This window comes from Paraburkholderia sp. OAS925, assembly GCF_040543975.1.
Classification (GTDB): Bacteria; Pseudomonadota; Gammaproteobacteria; order Burkholderiales; family Burkholderiaceae; genus Paraburkholderia; species Paraburkholderia graminis.
Genome location: NZ_JBEUNO010000002.1, coordinates 1,073,643 through 1,092,548, shown reverse-complemented (window position 1 = coordinate 1,092,548; position 18,906 = coordinate 1,073,643). Strand labels below are relative to the sequence as shown.

Sequence of the window (18,906 nt, the reverse complement as noted above, 5' to 3'; positions counted from 1 at the left end):
TCCGTTTGCTGCTAGCCGAGGCGGCGATTTATGCGCGCGCGTCTCTGACGGCCGCGCGGAGGGCATCGACGAACATATCGAGGTCCGCTTCGTTCATGTAGATATGCGGCGACACGCGCAGGCCTTGCAGCTCGCCGACGCAACGGTACTTGACGTGAATCGCGAACGATTCCCGCAATGTACGCTCGACGCGCAGGGCGTCGACGCCTTCGATAGAAAAGAGGCTCACGGCGCCGAGCGTTTCCGTGTCGAGCGGCGTGTGAAAGCGTAAGCCGGCGATGTCCGCGGCGCGTGCTGCCCAGTAACGGGTCAGCGCGCTGAGCCGTGCATGAATGTTGGCGGCGCCGATCGCCTGATGGAAGCGAATCGCCGGTTCGATGCCCGCTTGCAGCGCCGAGTTATAGGTGCCGAGATTCCAGTGATCGAATTTGTCGATGGCATCCGGCGCGGCATCGAACGGAGCGAGCAGCGGCCAGGTCTCGCTTATGCGCTGTCGATTGACGATCAGCATGCCATTGCCGACGGGCGCGCCGAGCCACTTATGCAAACTCGTGACGAAGAAATCGCAGCCGAGTTCGCGGAAGCTCACCGGCATCTGCGCGAACGACTGCGCTGCATCGACAACGGTGATGATGCCGCGCTCTCGCGCGAGCGCGCACAAGCGGCCGACAGGCAGCACTCTGCCGGTCCAGTGAAGCATATGCGTCAGGTGAAGCACGCGCGTGCCGGGACGCATCGCGGATAAGTACGCGGCGACGATTTCGTCGTCGCTTGCAAGCGGATCGAACGCGGCCGTGTCGACAACAATGCCCTCGCGCGTCTGCCGCTGCTGCCAGCCGCCAAGTGCGCTCGGGTAGTCCCACGGAGACACGAGCACCCGCTCGCCGGCCGACAACGGAATGCCGAAAATCGCCACGCTCAGGCCTTCGCTTGCGTTCCGGTTGAGCGCGATTTCGTCGGCGGCGCAATCGGCTAGTGCAGCCAACTGCCGCTTGATGTCCGGCAGCTTCGCATCCAGACCGGTCCACATGTTGACGTCCGGGTTTTTGCTGACGAAGCGATAGGCGTCGATGACCGCCTGCTCGACAACGAGCGGCGGCGGACTCACGGCGGCGTTGTTCAGATTAAGCAGCGGATGCTGCTTCGGGTATGACTCGCGCACGCGTGCCCAGTCCACGCCGGCGTTGGTTTTTGTGAAGCTCAAAGTGTCCGTGTGCATTCGCTCGTCCTCTGCGTGGCGCGACGCGGGGGCGCGTCTTTCGGTGCCGACGTTAACTTAGCCGGTAACCGGGTGCGTGTCTCGTCGTTGAGGCGGCGAAAACCGCACGCAGAAAATGTTTTTACGGCCGGGGGAAAGAGGTTGTGCCGTGGGGACCGCTGCCGACGATGCCGCGGCAGATGCGGTCCGCCGACAACGGTGTATTAGGAGAGGCGCGCATGTAGCGCATAGATTGACGTTGTTCTTTTTGACGAGGGCGCGCACCAAAAGATGCACGCCCTCGCAGACACGCCCGACCGATTGCATCCGGTCAGGCGTAGTTCCTTCGCTCGCTTAACGATCCAGTTGCTGAATGCCCGCGAGTCGCCACGTATCTCCGGTATGCGCGCTCCGGACAATATTCCAGACCTCTTGGAACGGTTGCGCGGTCGGTGCATCGTCCTCACGCATCTGGCCGTAGAAGCGCACGCTGACAAACGTTTCGTCCGCCGTACTTTCGACGCCGAGCACTTCCGCATCGAGTTGCGGCACCTCCGTGCGGCTCGGCTGGCTGCCGCGGCCCTCCAGATCGCGCTTGAGTTGCGCGAACATCTCAGGCGTGGTCAGCTCGAACAGGTCGCCCTGCTCGTTGGCGTCCCATGCACGTTGAAGACGCATGAACATGGTTTTCGCCGACGTCACCAGTTCAGCCTGATCGAGCCCGTGCGGCTGCGACGGCGCGCTGAATGCGCCCGTTGCAGCGACCGGATTCGTCGCGGCGCGCTGCGTGCCGAAAAAATTCGTATCGGGCCGCGCCTGGCCGTTCTGGTTCGGGTGCTGGAACGGCGAACCGTTGCCCTGCGACCGGCTCGCGGCGCCCTGTCCATAAGCCAGATCCGGACGACGACGATTAGCGATGAAGCGGAACAGCATCACGCCGGCCATCACGACGAGGCCGATCAGCAGCATGTTCGACAGCATTTGCGCAAGCCCCGCGCCCAACCCGAGCGACGACAGCAACGCGGCGATGCCGAAGCCGGCGGCGAGACCGGCCAGCGGACCGAGCCAACGGTTGCGCGCGGGCGCCGCGGCCGGCGCCTGCGCGGCCTGCTGCGCCGGCTGAGCCTGCTGGCCTCGTTGCGCCGGAGCGGACGGCGACGCCATCTGCGACTGGCGTCCGATGCTTTGACTGCCGCCGACGCGCTTCGCTTCGGCGTCATTGGCCGCCAGCGCGCCAAGCGCCAGCACGGCCGCGAGACCGAGCGTCGCGGTGCCGCGCGTCACCTTACTGGCGACACGGCGGAACTGATTGATGGCTTGCGTATGCATATAAACCTCTCTTGATGAACCGGGGCGCCCGCCTCGCGCGTCGTCTTCACACGCGACTAGCTTACGGACGGTAATTTTCTTCGGTCGCCATGTTTGCCGCTGGTCTGCCGGCAATTTGCAATGTACGACCTGCGAGCCTTCAATCTAGCCGAAGTCCAGACGACGGAAAATTCGTATTTTTATTGCTGATCGTTCGTAAAAACCGTAACGTTGCTGAATCGACGGAGGAACGCGTGAACTTCAAGCATCTGTATTACTTCTGGGTCGCGGCGCACGCGGGCGGGATCGTGCGCGCGGGCGAGCAACTGCATGTCACGCCGCAAACGCTGAGCGGTCAGATCAAGCTCCTCGAAGAAGCGCTGGATAAGAAGCTGTTCAGAAAGAGCGGACGCACGCTCGAACTCACCGACGCGGGACGGCTCGCGCTCGACTATGCGGACGAAATTTTTTCACTGGGTTCGGAACTGGAAAGCGCGGTGCGCCGCGAGAAAGAGGTCGGCACGCAATCGCGGTTTCGCGTCGGCATCGCGGACTCAGTGCCGAAGGCAATCGCCTACCGGCTGCTGGAACCCGCGCTGAGCGCGCCGGTGTCGCTGCGCGTGATCTGTCACGAGGGCAAGCTGCATGCACTGCTCGCGCAACTGGCCGTGCACCGGCTCGATCTGATCATCGCCGATGCGCCCATTCCCGCCGACGTCAACATCAAGGCGTTCAATCACCGGCTCGGCCGTTCGACGTTAAGCTGCTTTGGCGCCGAGTCGCTGCTGCAGGGCGTTCGCAAACGCTTCCCGTTGTCGCTCGGTCAGTTGCCGTTGTTGCTGCCCGGCACCGAGTCGGCGGTGCGCCGCAAGCTGGATCACTGGCTCGCGTCGCGCGCGATTTCACCGCGGATCGTCGGCGAATTCGATGATGGCGCGATGGCCCTCGCGTTCGGCCGCGAAGGACGCGGTCTGCTGTTCGCGCCGACCGTGCTCGAGGCGCAGTTGCAGGCGGAACACAAACTGACCACGGTCGGCCAGATCAATACGATCGTCGAGGAATTCTTCGCGATCTCGATCGAGCGCCGCATTAGCCATCCGGCTGTCGCGATGATCATCGACGCCGCGCGCAGCGAACTGTTCAATGCGTAGACGGCAACGCGCAGGCACGCACCAAGAAAAAAGCCACTCGCGATGAGTGGCTTTCGAAATGTTTGGTGGGCCTCCCGTGAGTCGAACACGGCACCAACGGATTATGCTAACCAGCTACGGCTTTCGCCGCCCCTTTCGGGTTTGTGGTCTGGACTGTCTCTTGTCTTTACGACCTGCCCGTTCAGTCTCTACACGTTCTCTCAAAGAGAGCTTCGCTCGGGATTGCCACGCTGCGAGCAGCAGAGGTTTCCCCGAATTTGAGCAGTTCTACCAGGGGGCAGAGCTAACTTACCCCAAGGCAACCCATTCACGACTCACCATGCCAAGCCGCATGGTTTAGGTGAGCCTTTGCTAAGTCCGCTGCTCTAACCAGGCATGAGCTAGAGGCCCTGAGAACTCGGGATTTTACCGTATCGGATGCAAACAACGAAGGGCTTCGCGTGCGGCCCGCCTTCTGACTGGCCGACTACATGAAAAATGGGCTTCCGCAACCGCTTCGCTTTTGCGAAACGACCGGGAAGCCCCTTCAACATCATGTGCCGCTAACAACGCTTCAGACAATCGCGTCGATCAGTTGCCTTCAAGGAACGACTTCAGTTTGTCGGACCGGCTCGGGTGACGCAGCTTGCGCAGCGCCTTCGCCTCGATCTGACGAATCCGCTCACGCGTGACGTCGAACTGCTTGCCGACTTCCTCGAGCGTGTGATCGGTGCTCATCTCGATACCGAAGCGCATGCGCAACACCTTGGCTTCGCGCGGCGTCAACGAGTCGAGCACGTCTTTCACGACATCGCGCATGCTCGCGTGCAACGCGGCGTCTGCGGGCGCGACCGTGTTCGTGTCTTCGATGAAGTCGCCAAGATGCGAATCGTCGTCGTCACCAATCGGCGTTTCCATGGAGATCGGCTCTTTCGCGATCTTCATGATCTTGCGGATCTTGTCTTCCGGCATTTCCATCTTCTCGGCCAGCGTTGCCGGGTCCGGCTCGAGTCCGGTTTCCTGCAAGATCTGACGCGAGATGCGGTTCATCTTGTTGATCGTCTCGATCATGTGAACCGGAATGCGGATGGTGCGCGCCTGGTCCGCGATCGAACGCGTAATGGCCTGGCGAATCCACCACGTTGCATACGTGGAGAACTTGTAGCCACGACGATATTCGAACTTGTCCACCGCCTTCATCAAGCCGATGTTGCCTTCCTGAATCAGGTCGAGGAACTGCAGACCGCGGTTCGTGTACTTCTTCGCAATCGAAATCACGAGACGCAAATTCGCCTCGGTCATTTCGCGCTTGGCCTGACGCGCCTTCAGTTCGCCGGCCGCCATCTGACGGTTGGTTTCCTTCAGGTCCTTCAGCGGCAGTACAACACGCGCCTGCAAATCCAGCAGACGTTGTTGCTGCTCGCGAATGGCCGGAATGTTCCGCGTGAGGATCGCGCTATACGGATGCCCTTCGCTGACGATCTTGTCGGCCCATTCGAGATCCGTTTCGCTACCCGGGAAACGCGCGATAAATTCGGCGCGCGGCATGCCGCACTTGTCGACGACCGTGTGCAGAATCTGACGCTCGACCTGACGCACTTCATCCACTTGCGCGCGCAACGTGTCGCACAGACGCTCGACGGTACGCGCGGTGAAGCGGATCGTCATTAGCTCGTTCTGGATGGTTTCCTGCGCCTTCAGATAGGACTTGGACTTGTAGCCTTCCTTCTCGAACGCGCGACGCATCTTGTCGAACCATTCGCTGATGAGGGCAAATTTTTCGAGCGACGCACGCTTGAGCGCTTCCATTTGCGCTGCGTTGGCCGTGGCCTGCGCGGTGCCGTCGTCTTCTTCCTCGTCCTCTTCGTCCTCTTCCTCTTCTTCCTCGTCTTCGCTCTCGATGGCTTCCGCTTCCTGCACCGAGAAGCCGTCCGCGTCTTCCGCGTCGGCGTCGATCAGGCCGTCGACCAGTTCGTCGATGCGGATTTCCTCATTCGCGACGCGCTCGGCCATGGCCAGAATGTCGGCGATCGTAGTCGGGCACGCGGAGATGGCCATCACCATGTGCTTCAGGCCGTCTTCGATCCGCTTCGCGATCTCGATTTCGCCTTCGCGCGTGAGCAGCTCGACCGTGCCCATTTCGCGCATGTACATGCGGACGGGGTCGGTCGTGCGGCCGAATTCGGAGTCGACGGTGGAGAGCGCGACTTCGGCTTCCTCTTCCACTTCGTCGTCCGACGAAGCGGCCGGAGCGTTGTCGTTCAGCAGCAGCGTTTCGGCATCGGGCGCCTGCTCGTAGACAGCCACGCCCATGTCGTTAAACGTGCTGATGATGCCTTCGATCGCCTCGGTCTCGGTGAAGTTGTCCGGCAGGTGATCGTTGATTTCAGCGTACGTGAGGAAGCCGCGCTCCTTGCCGAGCTTGATCAGCGCGCGCAGTTTCGAACGACGCTCTTCCAGTTCCTCGACCGTGCCGGGCTGCGACGACGAAAACGCGTCTTTCAGCAGCGCCTTTTCTTTCGCACGGCGGTCGCGAGCCTTGGCCTTTTCCACTTTGCCGGGAGCGGCCACAGGGGTTTCTTCGCTTTGGGTTGCGTCGTCATCGACGGGTACTTCATTCAGCTTTTTCGTCATGGAGTTCGCCGTACCGGCTGTAGTCTCGACTCGCGGCTGGTGGACAACAGCCGGTTGAACCGTGGATACTGGAGTCTCGCGCACTGCCGCATCGTCCTGCGCGACAGCCGCTTCCCTTGCGCTTCTGACACCCGGCCGCCTCGCAGCCGGAGGCGGTACGGCTTGCGCCGTCTTCGTGACCGCCGTTGCCACTCCTTTTGCCTTGCCTGCCGGCTCCGCTTGCGCGGGCGAAGTGGTCGATGATTTTCTCCTGGCAGCCGGTGTCACGCTGGCAGCAGACACCTTCCGGGTAGAAGAAACCAACTTGGCCGAGGCGACCTTTGGGGTCTGCTCCGTGGAGCGTGGGCCTGTTTTGCTCTTTCCACCTGTAGTCTTTGCCATCGCATCGCCTTTTCGCCTTTGCTAGGAAAACCCTTGAAAAACAAACCGCTGGAAACCTTTTATTATACCACTCAGGCTTCTGCGGCTCCGCCTACAAGCCGAGCTGGCGCTTCATGTCAGCTCGCTTACGATTAAGCTCCGCGAGTTCCGCGAACTCCTCCGGTGTGTGCCGGGATTGCCGCGAAAGCTGCTCGAGACGATCGCAATAAGCGTCGTAACGCATCTTCAGAATCGCCGCTTTCAATTCCTCTCCGACGATCCGTTCCTGCTCGCGCCGCTCCTCGATGACGGTCGCATCTTCCGGGTCCTTCAGCAACAAATCCCGGACATTTTCATCATAGTCCAGAATTTTGCGAAAGATTTCCTCGAAAGTTGGGGCGTTTGCACCGTTTCGCAATAGGTCGGAGAGCAACTGGAACTCCGCCGAATCGCCGAGTGCGCGCGCGTGCGTCGTCACTTCCTCGAATAGCTCGCCGTGCCGCGTGACGGTCAGCAGCGCCTGTTCGGCCTCCTCGTCGAGCACCGCGACCGTGCGCGGATACATCACAAGATTGCGCAGTGTCTTTTCCTCGATGCCCGTGACGCTGCGCCGGTCCTTGCGAGCCGGCGCGAGGCGCGCGGCCGCCGCGATGCGCGAATCGACCTCGCAGAGCGCGGCCACCTCGTCGAACGGCACGTCGAGCCGGTCGGCGAACATATGCATGATCTGCGCGCGCAACGCATTGGCCGGCAGCGCCTGCAACAGCGGCTTCGCGTCGAACAGCGCGCGCGCCCGGCCTTCGGGCTGATCCAGTTCCTTGCCGGCGAGTACCTCGTTCAGCATGAACTGTGACAGCGGCATCGCACGCTCGACCTGCTCGGCGAACGCCTCCGTGCCGAATTCGCGCACGTAGCTGTCCGGGTCGTGCTCCGTGGGCAGAAACAGGAAGCGGATGGTCCGGTTGTCCGCCGCATGCGGCAAGCAGGCGTCCAAAGCCCGACGCGCGGCGCGCCGCCCAGCCGAGTCGCCGTCGAAACTGAAAATGACCGTGTCGGTCTGGCGCATCAGCTTCTGCACATGGACCGGCGTGCAAGCCGTGCCGAGCGTGGCGACCGCGTTCTGGAACCCCAATTGAGCCAGCGCGACCACGTCCATATAGCCTTCGACGACCAGCACGTAGCCCTGTTCCCGAATCGCGAGACGCGCCTCGAAGAGGCCGTATAACTCGCTGCCTTTGTTAAATAGCGGCGTTTCCGGAGAATTCAAATATTTCGGCTCACCGCCGTCCAGCACGCGGCCGCCGAAGCCGATCACCTGTCCCTTCACATTGCGTATCGGGAACATGATCCGCTCGCGAAAGCGGTCGTAGCGCCGGTTCTGACCCTGTGCGTCCGATTTTTCGCTGACGATCACGAGACCCGATTCGACCAGCGAGTCATCGCGATAGTTCGGAAACGCGGCTTCGAGGTTCTGCCAGCCGTCCGGCGCGTAGCCGAGGCCAAAGCGCGCGGCGATCTCGCCGGTGAGGCCGCGCTTCTTCAGATATTGGATCGCGACCGGCGCGCCGCGCAGTTGCTTGCGGTAGTAATCGCAGGCGGTCTGCATGACGTCGGAAAGCGCGGTGGTGACTGCTTTGGAAGCGGCCGGCGAATAGCCGCCGCCCGAGCCGCCTGCGCCTCCGTAGCCGGGCGAAGGCTCGTTCGGCACTGTCAGGCCGACGGATTGCGCAAGTTCGTTGACGGCTTCGGGAAACGAGGCGCCGACGTGTTCCATGAGGAAACCGATCGCCGTGCCGTGGGCGCCGCAGCCGAAGCAGTGATAGAACTGCTTCGTCGGACTAACGGTGAACGACGGGCTTTTCTCGTTGTGAAACGGGCAAAGCCCCATGAAGTTCGCGCCGCCCTTCTTCAACTGCACGTACCGGCCCACCACGTCGACGATATCGACGCGGTTGAGCAGATCCTGCAGGAATGACGGAGGAATCAAGGTAGATGACGCTGCCTGAATGACTGCCTGAAACACCCGATGCGGCGCGCGCCACGCTCAACCGCGGGCACGCGAACCACACACACAGCCCGCGCTTTCGCCTTACTTCGCGAGCGCGGCTTTGACCTGCGCCGACACCGCCGTCATGTCGGCACGGCCCGCGAGCTTCGGCTTCAGCACGCCCATTACCTTGCCCATGTCCTGCGGACCGGCGGCGCCGGTTTGCGCGACGGCGGCCTGCACCTCGGCAACGATTTCCGCCTCGGACATCTGCTCGGGCATGTATGCCGAAAGAATGGCCAACTCCGCCTTTTCCTTGTCAGCGAGATCCGTGCGGCCCGCGCCTTCGAACTGGCTGATCGAGTCCTTGCGCTGCTTGATCATCTTGTCGATGACAGCAGTCACCGCGGCGTCGTCCAGCGTCACACGCTCGTCGACTTCGCGTTGCTTGATCGCGGCGAGCAGCAGCCGGATCGTGCCAAGACGCTCGGTCTCACGTGCCCGCATGGCGGTTTTCATATCGTCGTTGATCCGGTCTTTGAGGCTCATCACTCACCTGAATGCGTTGAAAATTGAGAACCGGCCGCGTCGGACATACGCACAAGCACGCACAAGCACGCATAAGCAGCGCATGAACACAAACGCCCGCTTGGGACTGCTTCCTCAAGCGGGTTGACGCAATTGTGCGTAGTGGATGCGACCCTGCTGGCTGGTCCGAAGAGACCGTGTTTTCCGTGACGGCACTGGTTGCGCCGTCACCGGTTCGTTGTCGTTGTTCCGTTGGACTGCAACAGCGGCAACACCAGAATCAGTAGAACTTCTTTGGCAGCATCTGGCTGCGCAGACGCTTGAAATGACGCTTCACCGCGGCGGCCTTCTTGCGTTTGCGCTCAGCCGTAGGCTTTTCGTAAAACTCGCGCGCCCGCAGTTCCGTCAGCAACCCGCTTTTCTCCATGGTGCGCTTGAAACGGCGCATGGCGACTTCAAACGGCTCGTTGTCTTTTACGCGGATGGTCGTCATTTTTCAATAACGGAACTTTGTAAAGGTTCAGGAGTATAGCAGAGCTTTTACACAAAGCCACTGCGCCGTCAAGCCCCCCGAGCGTACTCCGCGGCAGCCTGGCCGGCCGCCACGCCCGACGCCCAGGCCCACTGAAAATTGTAGCCGCCGAGCCAGCCGGTGACGTCCACCGCCTCGCCGATGAAGTACAGGCCCGGCGCGCGGGCGCTCATCATCGTCGTCGACGAAAGGTCGCGGGTGTCGACGCCGCCGCGCGTCACTTCGGCCTTGCGGTAGCCTTCGGTGCCGTTGGGCGTGAGCGTCCAGCGCGACAGCGCCTCGCCGATGCGCCGTAGCGCCTTGTCCGGCAGATCGGCCACGCGCGCTTCGGCGGGAATCTGATGGGTGTCGAGCCACACGTGGGCGAGCCGCTGCGGCACCCATTCCGACAACAGATTCGCGATCTGGCGGCGGGTCCCGGTCTTCGCTTCGAGCAACGCGGCAGCCGCATCCTGGTTCGGCAGCAGATCGATGTGGATCGGCTCGCCCGGCTGCCAGTAGCTCGAAATCTGCAGCACGCCAGGGCCGGAAAGCCCGCGGTGCGTGAGCAGCAAATCCTCTTCGAATTCGGCGCCCGTCTTCTTGTTCCCCGTCGCGATCCGCACTTCCAGCGAGACGCCCGACAGCGCCGAAAACGGCTCCCAGTCGGCGGCGGCAAAAGTCAGCGGGACGAGCGCGGGGCGCGTGTCGATCAGCTTGTGGCCGAATTGCTTCGCCAGACGATAAGCAAAATCCGTCGCGCCGATCTTCGGAATCGACAGCCCGCCCGTTGCGACGACGAGCGCGCGCGCCGCAACCGGACCCGCATTCGTGTCCAGCGTGAAGCGGCCTTCGGCGTCCTGCCTCACATGTTCGACGGACAGCGGCGTGCGCCAGGCGACGTGCCCCGCGTCGCACTCGCTTTTGAGCACGTTGATAACCGCGTCGCTCGACTCGTTGCAGAACAACTGGCCCTTGTGCTTCTCATGCCACGTCACGTGATGGCGCTTGAGCAGCGCCATGAAATCGCGCGGCGTGTAGCGTGCGAGCGCGGAGCGGCAAAAATGCGGATTCGCCGACAGATAATTGACCGGGCCCGCGTACAGATTCGTGAAGTTGCAGCGGCCGCCGCCCGAGATGCGGATTTTTTCCGCGAGACGCTGCGAGTGATCGATCAGCACGACACGCCGGCCCAGTTGCCCGGCCACGGCCGCGCACATCATGCCGGCCGCGCCCGCGCCGATCACTGCGATATCGAAAGATTCCATGGGGCCGCATTGTACCTGCGGGCCGGCGGCGCCTTGCCCGCGCTGCTATACTTTCAGGCTTACTTCTCTGCGTTGCGGACGCTCTCAAGCGTCCGTTTCAGCCCCACCAGACATGCTCGTTCTCGGCATCGAAAGCTCCTGCGACGAAACCGGCCTCGCGCTCTACGACACCGAGCGCGGCCTGCTCGCGCATGCGCTGCATTCGCAGATCGCGATGCATCGCGAGTATGGCGGCGTGGTGCCCGAACTCGCGTCGCGCGATCATATCCGGCGTGCGCTGCCCTTGCTCGAAGAGGTGATGGAGCGCGCGGGCGCGGCACGTGGCGACATCGACGCGATCGCCTACACGCAAGGGCCGGGGCTCGCGGGCGCGCTGCTGGTGGGCGCAAGCGTCGCCAATTCGCTGGCGATGGCGTGGGACAAGCCGACCATCGGCATTCATCATCTGGAAGGGCATTTGCTGTCGCCGCTGCTCGTCGACGAACCGCCGCCGTTTCCGTTTGTCGCATTGCTGGTGTCGGGCGGCCATACACAGTTGATGCGCGTGACCGACGTGGGCGTGTACGAAACCCTTGGCGAGACGCTCGACGACGCCGCCGGCGAAGCCTTCGACAAAACCGCCAAGTTGCTTGGCCTAGGCTATCCGGGCGGCCCGGAAGTCTCGCGCATGGCCGAATTCGGCACGCCGGGCGCGGTCGTGCTGCCTCGTCCGATGCTGCATTCCGGTGACCTCGACTTCAGTTTCAGCGGTCTGAAAACGGCTGTGCTCACGCACGCGAAAAAGCTCGGCGGCGCGAACATCTGCGAGCAGGCGAAAGCGGACCTGGCGCGCGGTTTCGTCGACGCAGCCGTCGATGTGCTGGCAACCAAGTCGATCGCCGCGCTCAAGCGCACGAAGTTAAACCGCCTCGTCGTGGCGGGCGGCGTGGGCGCGAACCGGCAGTTGCGCGAAGCGCTCTCGGCGGCGGCGCAAAAGCGCAACTTCTATGTGCATTACCCGGACTTGTCGCTGTGCACGGACAACGGTGCAATGATCGCGCTCGCCGGTGCGTTGCGGCTGCAGCGCTGGCCGGATCAGTCGGGCAAGGACTACGCGTTTACCGTGAAGCCGCGCTGGGATTTGAGCTCGCTCGCGCGCTGAACGTGAGTCAGATTTTCACGTAGCGCCCGACGCATCCCGTGTAAATGCCGACAAAAAAGCCGCTTCAGCAAGCGGCTTTTCATTCAGTCATTGCCGGCTATCAGTCGGCGTTAAACCACTCGCTTATCGCGTTCGATCACCGCATACGCGCTGTGATTGTGGATCGACTCGAAGTTCTCGGCCTCGAGCACATAAGCGACGATCCGCTCGTCCGCGTTCAGACGTTGCGCGACGTCGCGCACCAGGTCTTCGACGAACTTCGGGTTCTCGTACGCGCGCTCAGTGACGAACTTCTCGTCCGGGCGCTTGAGCAAGCCCCACAGTTCGCACGACGCTTCTTCTTCGGCGATACGGATCAGGTCTTCCACCGCGACCTCGCCTGCCAGTTCCGCGTTGATCGTGACGTGCGAGCGCTGGTTGTGCGCGCCGTACTGCGAGATCTTCTTCGAGCACGGGCAGAGGCTTGTGACCGGCACCAACACTTTCAGGAACAGACGCGTTTCGCCATTACGCGTCTCGCCGGTCAGCGTGACTTCGTAATCAAGCAGGCTTTGCACGCCCGACACCGGCGCGGTCTTGTTCACGAAGTAAGGAAACGACACCTCGATGCGGCCCGCCTCGGCCTCGAGCTTTTGGAGCATCGCGGCGAGCATCGTGCGGAACGTCGCCGGTTCGAGTGGCGCCTTGTTCTCCTCGAGCAACGCGACGAAGCGCGACATGTGCGTGCCCTTCTGATCGGCGGGCAAATGGACGTCGAGGTTCCAGGTGCCGACCGTCGGCTGCGCATCACCGCTTTGTGTACGCACCGTCAGCGGATGGCGCACCGCCTTGACGCCAACCCGCTGAATCGGAATCTGGCGGGTATCCGGCGTGCTTTGCACGTCGGGCATCACAAAGGCGGGATTCATCTGATTCATGTTCTTGTCCTTTCAGGAAGACGCTGACTCGCCACCCTGTTTTCAACTTCGCAGAAAATCTCCGCTCCTTGAAGGAAGTCTTCGTGGATGGAGAGTCGCCCCTTTGAGGCGTTCGCGAAGCGACAGGTTTGTGAGTCGTCAGCGGCCGCGCGAAGCAAAAACCGCAACGGCAAACGCCGGCCCCTGCCGGCGTTCGATGATGGGCACACGCCCATCGACTCAAGTTAGAGATGGCGCATCGTGACGGCCGGCGCGTTGATCAAGCGGCTAGCCTGACTGGTCAACAGATGCGATCGACCAGCTTAAGCCTCCGCTCAAGCAACCCGCTTAACCGACGATTGCGCGCCGACCGCGCCGCTCGACAGGAAGCGTTCGCGAATCGACTTCGCGATGCCCGCGGCGTCCAGTCCGCATGCGGCGAGCAGCTTGGCCGGATCGCCATGATCGATGAAGCGGTCGGGAAGGCCCAATTGTAGTACCGGACGCATAACCCCACTCTCAAGCAGGGCTTCGACGCACGCCGAGCCTGCGCCGCCCATCACACAGCCTTCTTCGACAGTGACGATGGCGTCGTGCGTTTCCGCCAGTTGACGCACGAGGTCGGCGTCGAGCGGCTTCACGAAACGCATGTTCGCCACCGTGGCGTCGAGTTGCTCGGCAGCCGCGAGCGACGGCGCGACCATCGTGCCGAACGCGAGGATCGCAATGCGCTTGCCCGCCGGTTGCGAGGTTTCGCGACGCACTTCGCCCTTGCCGACCGGGAGCGCGGCCATCTGCTTGACCGTCGCCACGCCGGTGCCGGCGCCGCGCGGATAGCGAACCGCCGTCGGGCACGACTGCTGCAGCGCCGTGTACAGCATCTGGCGGCTTTCGTTTTCGTCCGACGGAACCATCACCATCATGTTCGGAATGCAGCGCATGAACGCGAGGTCGTAGGCGCCCGCGTGCGTCGCACCGTCCGCGCCGACCAGACCCGCACGGTCGATGGCGAACACCACCGGCAGATTCTGCAGCGCGACGTCGTGGATCAACTGGTCGTAAGCGCGCTGCAGGAACGTCGAATAGATCGCGACGACCGGCTTCATGCCGTCGGCGGCAAGACCGCCGGCGAACGTGACCGCGTGCTGCTCGGCGATGCCGACGTCGAAATAGCGATCCGGGAAGCGCTTCTCGAACTCGACCATGCCCGAGCCTTCGCGCATGGCCGGCGTGATGCCGACGACGCGCGCGTCGAGTTCGGCGGCGTCGCACAGCCATTCGCCGAACACCTGCGTGTAGGTTTTCTTCGACGGCGCGGAGGCCGGCTTGATGCCCTCGGCCGGATTGAACTTGCCGGGGCCGTGGTACAGCACCGGATCGGCCTCGGCCAGCTTGTAGCCCTGGCCCTTCTTCGTCACCACGTGCAGGAATTGCGGACCGCGCAGTTCCTTGATGTTTTGCAGCGTGGGAATCAGCGAATCGAGATCATGGCCGTCGATCGGGCCGATGTAGTTAAAGCCAAATTCCTCGAACAGCGTAGCCGGCACGATCATGCCCTTCGCGTGCTCTTCGAGCTTGCGCGCCAGATCGAGCATGGGCGGAGCGACACGCAGTACGCGCTCGACGCCCGCGCGCGCCGCAGCGTAGAAGCGTCCGGACATGAGCCGCGCCAGATGGCGATTGAGCGCGCCCACCGGCGGCGAAATCGACATGTCGTTGTCGTTCAGGATCACGAGCAGCGGCACGTCGTCTTCAACGCCCGCGTTGTTCATGGCTTCGAACGCCATGCCCGCCGTCATGGCGCCGTCGCCGATCACGGCGATGCCCATGCGGTTGTCGCCCTGCAGCTTGCTCGCGATAGCCATGCCGAGCGCCGCCGAAATAGACGTGCTCGAATGCGCGGTGCCGAACGTGTCGTACTCGGATTCGTCGCGCTTCGGGAAGCCGGAGATGCCGCCCAACTGGCGCAGCGTGTGCATCCGTTCGCGGCGGCCCGTCAGAATCTTGTGCGGATACGTCTGATGGCCGACGTCCCACACGATGCGGTCGTGCGGTGTGTCGAACACATAGTGCAGAGCAATGGTCAACTCGACCGTGCCGAGGTTGGACGAGAGATGGCCGCCCGTCTGCGACACGCTGTCGAGCACAAAAGCGCGCAACTCGTCGGCAAGCGGTTGCAATTGGCGGCGATCGAGGCGGCGCAGGGCGGCCGGGTCGTCGATGGTTTTCAGCAAGTCGTACATCGTCGTTCCATTGTAGGAAAACTTACGCGCCCGCACTTCATACACGCACCTTGTGGGACGGTGCGCGGCGGCGGGCTTTCGCGTTCAGCTAACCCGGTTCACCACCAGGTCGGCCAATTCGGCAAGACGCTGCGCGCGTGCGCCGAACGGCGCCAGCGCGGCGTGCGCGTCGCTGCGCAACTGCGCGGCGAGCGAACGCGATGCGTCGAGCCCAATAATCGACACGTAGGTCGGCTTGCCGTCCTTCGCGTCCTTGCCTGCTGTCTTGCCGAGCGTCGCGGAATCGGTCGTGACGTCGAGAATATCGTCGACGACCTGAAACGCGAGACCGACCGCGGCCGAATAGGCGTCGAGCGAACGCATCGCGTTTGCGTCGGGCGCCTCGCCCGCCAGCGCACCCATGCGCACCGCGGCGCGCAGCAACGCGCCGGTCTTCATGCGGTGCATGGTTTCGAGCTGCGCGCGCGTCAGCGTATGACCGACGCTCGCGAGGTCGATTGCCTGTCCGCCGCACATGCCGATCGAACCGCTCGCGAGAGCCAGTTCGCGCACGAGCGCCGCCTGTTGCTGCGGCGCCAGCACATCGGACGTCAACGAAACGAAAGCCTGCGATTGCAGCGCGTCGCCAACCAGCAGTGCCGTGGCTTCGTCATATTTGACGTGTACCGTGGGCTTGCCGCGACGCAGTGCGTCGTCGTCCATGCAGGGCATGTCATCGTGCACGAGCGAATACACGTGGATCATTTCAAGCGCCGCTGCCGCCGCATCGAGACACTCGGCGCGCGCGCCGGTGAGTTCGCCCGCCGCATGGCACAGCAACGGGCGGACCCGCTTGCCGCCGCCGAGCACCGCGTAGCGCATCGCTTCGTGAAGCTTTGCAGGCTCCGTTGTTTCAGCCGGCAAGTAGTGTTCGAGTGCCGCTTCGACGCGCTCGAGCACCGAGCGAGTCCATTGTTCGAATGTCATAGGTCGTCCCCGCTTTCAGTAGCGGCTGTTCCTGCTGTATTCACGGGCAGTGGCTTGAGCGTCTCGCCGTCGAGCACCCGTACCTGCTGCTCGACCTTCTCGAGCTGCTGCTGGCAAAACGCCACCAGAGCCGCGCCGCGCCGATACGCGGACAGCGACTCTTCGAGGCTCAGATTGCCGCTTTCCATGCGTGCAACCAGGCCCTCCAGCTCCGCCTGCGCCGCCTCGTAATTCTCGGGCAGCGGCGTGTTGTCGACGCCCTCGGCTGGCGCGGCAGCGGTATCGTTCGACGCGGTCTTCGCCATGAATAGTCGCAAAAATTAAAACAAGTCGGACATTCTACGGCAAAAGCGATAAATCCGATCTCTCAGCCCACCTTCGGGCTGCGTGTTCGCCGGTGGCCGCCCTGTCAGTCTCGCAGAAAAAAATCGATCGGTCTGTGCCGAAAAGGCCGAACTTTCCCGACATTTTTGACCCAAATCAGTGACTTAACTGTCCCAAGGAGGGGGAAACAGGTATAATCTCGGGCTCCCTAAATCGAATCTTCGATGGTTGGGTTGTTCACTGCTTTCACGTCTTCATCGGGAGTGGGAATGTCCAATCTGAGCAATGCATTGCAGTTGCGGTCTGTTCACAGCCAACTGCCAGTCACGGCTTACTTTGACGAAGCGCTTCTAACGCGCGAAATCGAAACCCTTTTCAGGAAAGGTCCCCGTTACGTCGGGCACGAGCTCATGGTGCCGGAAGTGGGGAATTATTTTGCCTTGCCCAGCGAAAGCGAGGGGCGCGTGCTCGTTCGTAACCAGCAGTCGCAAGTCGAACTTCTGTCGAACGTGTGCCGCCACCGGCAGGCCATCATGCTCAACGGCCGCGGCCACGCGGAGAATATCGTCTGTCCCCTGCACCGCTGGACATACGACCTCAACGGCCAGCTTCTCGGCGCTCCGCATTTTGCGGACAACCCCTGTCTGAATCTCGGCGCCACGCCGCTGCAGAACTGGCAAGGGCTGCTGTTCGAAGCACAAGGCCGCGACGTCGCGCGCGATCTGTCCAACCTCGGCACCAGGCAACACTTCGACTTCTCGGGCTTCATGTTCGATCACGTCGAAGTGCACGAGTGCAACTACAACTGGAAGACCTTTATCGAGGTCTATCTGGAGGACTATCACGTTGCGCCGTTCCATCCGGGCCTCGGCAGCTTCGTCAATTGCGACGACCTCGCGTGGGAATTCGGCGAGTGGTACAGCGTGCAAACGGTGGGCGTCCACAAAGGCCTCGAGCAGCCGGGCAGTCCGACGTACCGCAAATGGCACGACGAAGTCCTGCGTTTTCGCGGCGGCAATCCGCCCGAGTTCGGCGCGATCTGGATGGTGTACTACCCTGGCATCATGATCGAGTGGTATCCGCACGTGCTGGTCGTGTCATGGCTGATTCCGCGCGGTCCGCAGAAAACCACCAACGTGGTCGAGTTCTATTACCCTGAGGAAATCGCGTTGTTCGAGCGTGAGTTCGTCGAAGCGGAGCGCGCCGCGTATATGGAAACGGCGCGTGAAGACGACGAGATCGCCGAACGCATGGACGCGGGCCGCCGGGCACTCATGGAACGCGGCGAGTCGCAGGTTGGTCCATACCAGAGCCCGATGGAAGACGGCATGCAGCACTTCCACGAGTTCCTGCGGCGCGAACTGGGCACGATCTAGAATCGGCGCTCACGCATCACCTCATTCGCGTTTGCACGAACGCATGGAAAGACGGGCTTCGGCCCGTCTTTTTTTGTTTAGACTAACGATATAGCCCAGCCATCCGGTCGCGTCATGAGGCCGCCGGCAAGGGAGCCGCCATCGCCCGCATCGAGGAGACGTCATGCCCCACACTCACTACACCACTTTGATCTCCGCGACCAATCTCGCGGAACGGCTCGCCGAGGCACCGGGCAGCGTGTTCGTCATCGACTGCCGGTTCGATCTGGCCGACCCCGAAGCCGGCGAAAAGGCGTATCTCGCCGGACATCTGCCGGGCGCGCATTATCTGCATCTCGACCGCGACCTGTCGGGGCCGAAGACCGGCACCAATGGACGCCATCCGTTGCCGGATCGCGAGCGGCTCGTCGAAACGCTGGAATCGCGCGGCCTGAAGCAAGGCCAGCAAGTTGTCGCGTATGACGCGCAAGGCGGCATGTATGCCGCACGCGCCTGGTGGCTGCTGCGCTGGCTCGGCCACGACGCCGTCGCGCTGCTCGACGGCGGATTGCAGGCGTGGGAAGCCGCGGGCCAGCCGCTCACGCAAGACGTGCCGCCGCAAAACACCGGCGACTTCAAGGCCGGCGCGCCGCTTTCCGTTACCGTCGACGCGCACATGATCGAGCGCAATCTCGGCTCGAAGGAACGCGTGGTGGTCGACGCCCGCGCGGCCGACCGCTATCGCGGCGAGAACGAGACGCTGGATCGCGTAGGCGGCCATATTCCCGGCGCGCTCAATCGCTTCTTCAAGGACAACCTCACCGCCGACGGCCGCTTCAAGCCGGCTCACACGCTGCGCGACGAGTTCCACGTGCTGCTCGGCGACACGCCGCCGGAACACGTCGTCCTGCAATGCGGCTCGGGCGTGACAGCGTGCGTCAATGCGCTTGCAATGGAAGTGGCCGGCCTGCATGGCGCCGCGCTCTACGCGGGTTCCTGGAGCGAATGGAGTTCGGACCCGAAGCGGCCCGTTGCGACCGGGCCGAAGCCTTGAGGC

General features: G+C 62.7%; 15 protein-coding genes. 4 read left to right on the top strand and 11 right to left on the bottom strand.

Going from position 1 to position 18,906, the window contains the following annotated elements; all coding sequences use genetic code 11:
- Positions 1–28 precede the first annotated feature (28 nt).
- Together ABIE53_RS23690 and ABIE53_RS23685 are read right to left on the bottom strand one after the other, a co-directional pair.
- Positions 29–1,219 (bottom strand): aminotransferase class V-fold PLP-dependent enzyme, encoded by a 1,191-nt coding sequence (locus tag ABIE53_RS23690; protein ID WP_192700445.1) that lies wholly within the window; start codon positions 1,217–1,219, stop codon positions 29–31.
- 333 nt (positions 1,220–1,552) lie between these two features.
- Positions 1,553–2,527 (bottom strand): Tim44 domain-containing protein, encoded by a 975-nt coding sequence (locus tag ABIE53_RS23685; protein ID WP_192700446.1) that lies wholly within the window; start codon positions 2,525–2,527, stop codon positions 1,553–1,555.
- A gap of 233 nt (positions 2,528–2,760) precedes the next feature.
- Between ABIE53_RS23685 and nhaR the strand changes: the two genes are divergently transcribed.
- Positions 2,761–3,657, top strand: a complete 897-nt coding sequence (gene nhaR, locus ABIE53_RS23680; RefSeq protein ID WP_006047663.1) for a transcriptional activator NhaR — start codon at positions 2,761–2,763, stop codon at positions 3,655–3,657.
- Between the two features lie 570 nt (positions 3,658–4,227).
- Here the strand turns inward: nhaR and rpoD are convergent.
- From rpoD to ABIE53_RS23655, 5 genes are all read right to left on the bottom strand, one after another.
- Entirely contained in the window at positions 4,228–6,651 is a 2,424-nt protein-coding gene (rpoD, locus tag ABIE53_RS23675; protein WP_192700447.1) for an RNA polymerase sigma factor RpoD, read from the bottom strand.
- Between the two features lie 91 nt (positions 6,652–6,742).
- Positions 6,743–8,617 (bottom strand): DNA primase, encoded by a 1,875-nt coding sequence (gene dnaG, locus ABIE53_RS23670; RefSeq protein ID WP_029971451.1) that lies wholly within the window; start codon positions 8,615–8,617, stop codon positions 6,743–6,745.
- A gap of 102 nt (positions 8,618–8,719) precedes the next feature.
- Positions 8,720–9,166 carry a GatB/YqeY domain-containing protein gene (locus ABIE53_RS23665; protein WP_006047659.1) on the bottom strand — a complete coding sequence of 149 codons (447 nt, stop codon included), beginning with the start codon at positions 9,164–9,166 and terminating at the stop codon, positions 8,720–8,722.
- Positions 9,167–9,425: 259 nt separating this feature from the next.
- Positions 9,426–9,638: a 30S ribosomal protein S21 gene (rpsU, locus tag ABIE53_RS23660; RefSeq protein ID WP_006047658.1), complete on the bottom strand. Its 213-nt coding sequence runs from the start codon at positions 9,636–9,638 to the stop codon at positions 9,426–9,428.
- Positions 9,639–9,706: 68 nt separating this feature from the next.
- A complete protein-coding gene (locus ABIE53_RS23655; RefSeq protein WP_192700448.1) occupies positions 9,707–10,924 on the bottom strand; it encodes a BaiN/RdsA family NAD(P)/FAD-dependent oxidoreductase in 1,218 nt (405 codons plus the stop codon).
- 112 nt (positions 10,925–11,036) lie between these two features.
- Between ABIE53_RS23655 and tsaD the strand changes: the two genes are divergently transcribed.
- Positions 11,037–12,065 (top strand): tRNA (adenosine(37)-N6)-threonylcarbamoyltransferase complex transferase subunit TsaD, encoded by a 1,029-nt coding sequence (tsaD, locus tag ABIE53_RS23650; RefSeq protein WP_029971448.1) that lies wholly within the window; start codon positions 11,037–11,039, stop codon positions 12,063–12,065.
- Between the two features lie 110 nt (positions 12,066–12,175).
- Here tsaD and folE2 read toward each other — a convergent pair whose 3' ends face one another.
- The 4 genes from folE2 to ABIE53_RS23630 all read right to left on the bottom strand — a co-directional run bounded on the left by folE2 (position 12,176) and on the right by ABIE53_RS23630 (position 16,475).
- Positions 12,176–12,982: a GTP cyclohydrolase FolE2 gene (gene folE2, locus ABIE53_RS23645; protein ID WP_053859668.1), complete on the bottom strand. Its 807-nt coding sequence runs from the start codon at positions 12,980–12,982 to the stop codon at positions 12,176–12,178.
- Between the two features lie 314 nt (positions 12,983–13,296).
- The gene (gene dxs, locus ABIE53_RS23640; RefSeq protein WP_006047654.1) at positions 13,297–15,204 is read right to left on the bottom strand and encodes a 1-deoxy-D-xylulose-5-phosphate synthase; all 1,908 of its coding nucleotides are present in this window, start codon (positions 15,202–15,204) and stop codon (positions 13,297–13,299) included.
- Between the two features lie 84 nt (positions 15,205–15,288).
- Positions 15,289–16,170: a polyprenyl synthetase family protein gene (locus ABIE53_RS23635; protein ID WP_053859669.1), complete on the bottom strand. Its 882-nt coding sequence runs from the start codon at positions 16,168–16,170 to the stop codon at positions 15,289–15,291.
- On the bottom strand, positions 16,167–16,475 hold the full coding sequence (locus ABIE53_RS23630; RefSeq protein ID WP_006047652.1) for an exodeoxyribonuclease VII small subunit: 309 nt from the start codon (positions 16,473–16,475) through the stop codon (positions 16,167–16,169). The genes ABIE53_RS23635 and ABIE53_RS23630 overlap by 4 nt, the downstream gene beginning before the upstream one ends.
- Positions 16,476–16,763: 288 nt before the next feature.
- On the opposite strand from ABIE53_RS23630, the gene ABIE53_RS23625 reads away from it, so the two are divergent.
- Positions 16,764–17,870, top strand: coding sequence for an aromatic ring-hydroxylating oxygenase subunit alpha (locus ABIE53_RS23625; protein WP_029971445.1), 1,107 nt, complete (start codon positions 16,764–16,766; stop codon positions 17,868–17,870).
- Positions 17,871–18,033: 163 nt separating this feature from the next.
- On the top strand, positions 18,034–18,903 hold the full coding sequence (locus tag ABIE53_RS23620; RefSeq protein ID WP_053859670.1) for a sulfurtransferase: 870 nt from the start codon (positions 18,034–18,036) through the stop codon (positions 18,901–18,903).
- Positions 18,904–18,906: the final 3 nt, after the last annotated feature.